General features: G+C 71.0%; 4 protein-coding genes. 1 reads left to right on the top strand and 3 read right to left on the bottom strand.

The genetic code is table 11. From position 1 onward, the window contains the following. From M4J07_RS47585 to M4J07_RS48630, 3 genes are all read right to left on the bottom strand, one after another. A partial coding sequence (locus M4J07_RS47585) for an ABC transporter ATP-binding protein (RefSeq protein ID WP_255983622.1) occupies window positions 1-795 on the bottom strand: 795 nt, incomplete at its 3' end. After that, the gene (locus tag M4J07_RS47580; RefSeq protein ID WP_255983620.1) at window positions 768-1,646 is read right to left on the bottom strand and encodes an ABC transporter permease; all 879 of its coding nucleotides are present in this window, start codon (window positions 1,644-1,646) and stop codon (window positions 768-770) included. The genes M4J07_RS47580 and M4J07_RS47585, both read right to left, overlap by 28 nt. A gap of 152 nt (window positions 1,647-1,798) precedes the next feature. Beyond that, complete coding sequence (locus tag M4J07_RS48630) at window positions 1,799-1,867, bottom strand: putative leader peptide (protein WP_351286961.1); 69 nt, start codon at window positions 1,865-1,867, stop codon at window positions 1,799-1,801. Window positions 1,868-2,005: 138 nt separating this feature from the next. Between M4J07_RS48630 and M4J07_RS47575 the strand changes: the two genes are divergently transcribed. Beyond that, window positions 2,006-2,428: a YjbQ family protein gene (locus M4J07_RS47575; RefSeq protein WP_255983618.1), complete on the top strand. Its 423-nt coding sequence runs from the start codon at window positions 2,006-2,008 to the stop codon at window positions 2,426-2,428. The last annotated feature ends 115 nt before the right edge of the window (window positions 2,429-2,543 follow it).

Here is a 2,543-nt window from a genome sequence, read left to right as displayed (position 1 = left end):
CTTCTGCACCTGGGCCGGAGAGGCAGCGGCAGACCGGTCGGCCGTCGCCGGGTCGGCGTGGTCGGCGTCGACCCCGAGGCGGCGCAGCAGTTCGGCGCGCACCTCGGCGAAGCGCGGATCGGTGACGTCGCGCGGACGCTCCAGGTCGACCCGGGTCTCGTACGCGATGACGCCGTCGTCCATCACGAGCACCCGGTCGGCCAGCAGCACGGCCTCCTCGACGTCGTGCGTCACCAACAGCACCGCGCAGCCGCGCTGTTGCCACAGTTCGTCGACGAGGCGCTGGGCCTTGATCCGGGTCAGCGCGTCGAGGGCGCCGAACGGCTCGTCGAGCAGCAGCAGATCGGGTTCGCGCACCAGGGCGCGGGCGAGCGAGGCGCGCTGGGCCTCGCCGCCGGACAGCGTCTTGGGCCAGGCGGTCACCCGGTGGCCGAGCCCGACCTCGTCCAACGCCCTCTCGGCAACGGCTCGTTCGGGCTTCCCGGGCAGCCCGAGCAGGACGTTGCGCCAGACCCGCTTCCACGGCATCAGACGCGGCGCCTGGAACGCCACCGCCTTGCGACGCGGTACGAGGACGGTGCCCTCGATGTCCCGGTCGAGCCCGGCCAGGATCCGCAGCAGCGTCGACTTCCCGCAGCCGCTGCGGCCGAGCAGCGCGACGAACTCGCCGGGCCGCACCTCCAGCCGGAGATCGTCGATGACGGCACGGCCGTCGAACGAACGGGTGAGGCCGGCCACGCTGACGGCGAGCCCCTCGGTCCTGGGGGTCACCGGCCGGTGAACGTCGGTCGCCATTGCAGCAGCAGCCTTTCGAGGGAACGGACGACGAAGTCGGCGAGGAGGCCGAGGAAGGCGTAGACGACCAGGCAGACGACGATGACGTCGGTGCGCAGGAAGTCCCGGGCCTGCACCATCAGGAAGCCGATCCCGGCGTCCGCGTTGATCTGCTCGGCGAACACGAGGGCGAGCCAGGCGATGCCGAGCGAGTAGCGCAGGCCGGTCATGGCGCCGGGCAGCGCGCCCGGCAGCACGACGTGCCGGACGAGGCCCCACCGGCTGAGCCCCAACGACTCGCCCGCCTCGATGAGTTGGGAGTCGACGCCGCGGATTCCGGCGTACACGTTCAGATAGAGCGGGAAGGAGACGCCGAGCGTGATGACGGCGATCTTCGGCGCCTCACCGATCCCGAACCAGATGATGAACAGCGGGATCAGGCCGACGAACGGCACCGTCCGCAGCATCTGCACGCTGGCGTCGACGAGATCCTCGCCGACCCGGAACAGCCCGGACAGCAGGGCGAGCCCGACACCGACGACGACGCCGAACAGCAGCCCTGCGGCGACGCGTTGCAGGGACACGCCCATCGCCGTGGGCAGCGATCCGTCGCTGACGAGATCCCCTGCCACGCGTGCGATCGTGCCGGGCGGAGCCAGGACGTCCTTCGTCAACACCCCTGTGGAGCTGAGGAGTTGCCACAGGATCAGCAGAAGGACCGGGCCGGAGGTGCGCCGCAGCCAGCGCGGGACACGGGTGCGGCGGGTGGAGGACGGGACGAGGGCTTCGAGTTCGGGCCCGTTCGGCGACACGTCCGAACCGGTGGACAGGTCGGCCGGGGCGGCCTCGGGCGGGGCATGGCTGATGCTCATGGCACTCCACGGCAGGGGAGGGTGCGCCCCGGGGTCAGCGGACGTGCGTCAGCGGCACGCCGGCACGCGCGCAGGGCGGGGCGATGAAGGGCAAGACGGAGAAAGAGGGGAAAGAACGGAGAGAAGCGCTGGAACGCAGGTGGGGAAGGGCGTCAGCAGCCGCGGCGACACGCGGCAGAGGCCACCCGCAGCAGGTCGATGTGACCGCGCGTGGTGAGCATGGCTGAACGCAACATGCCGCAGAACGTAGCCAGTTTGTCGACACACGGTCAATGCCGTCTCAACGAGTGGACCGGTCGTGTCAAGGTCCGGGCGGTCGGTGCGCTCGCTCGCCCGGCCGCCGGGGCGACAATGGCTCCATGCCCGATGCCTTCACGACCCGAGTCCTGAACGTCACGACCGGCTCCGACGAACGGATCGCCGACCTCACCCGCGACTGCGAGGACTTCCTCCGCGAGGTCGCCCGGGGCCGCGACGGCCTCCTCAACATCTTCGTCCCGCACGCCACGGCGGGCATCGCGATCATCGAGACGGGGGCCGGCAGCGACGACGACCTCCTCGCCGCCCTGCACACCCTGCTCCCTGCCGACGACCGCTGGCAGCACCGCCACGGCAGCCCCGGCCACGGCCGCGACCACGTCCTCCCGGCGATCGTGCCCCCGCATGCGACGCTGCCGGTGGTGGCGGGCGGCCTCGAACTGGGGACGTGGCAGTCGGTGTGCCTCGTGGACACGAACCGGGACAATCCTCGGCGACAGGTGCGGTTGTCGTTCCTCGGGTGAGGCACCGTGCACGCCCTCGGCCCCTGTGAATCCCGCTTCACTTCCGGCGACTCGCCACGTCCCAACAGGCAGTCCATGACGGACTGTTGACACTTGGCGCCGTCTCGATCACGTT

Origin of the sequence: Streptomyces longispororuber (assembly GCF_024448165.1) — a bacterium.
Taxonomy (GTDB): Bacteria; Actinomycetota; Actinomycetes; order Streptomycetales; family Streptomycetaceae; genus Streptomyces; species Streptomyces longispororuber_A.
Note: the sequence above shows the minus strand (reverse complement) of the source record. Positions and strands in the feature narration are given on the sequence as shown.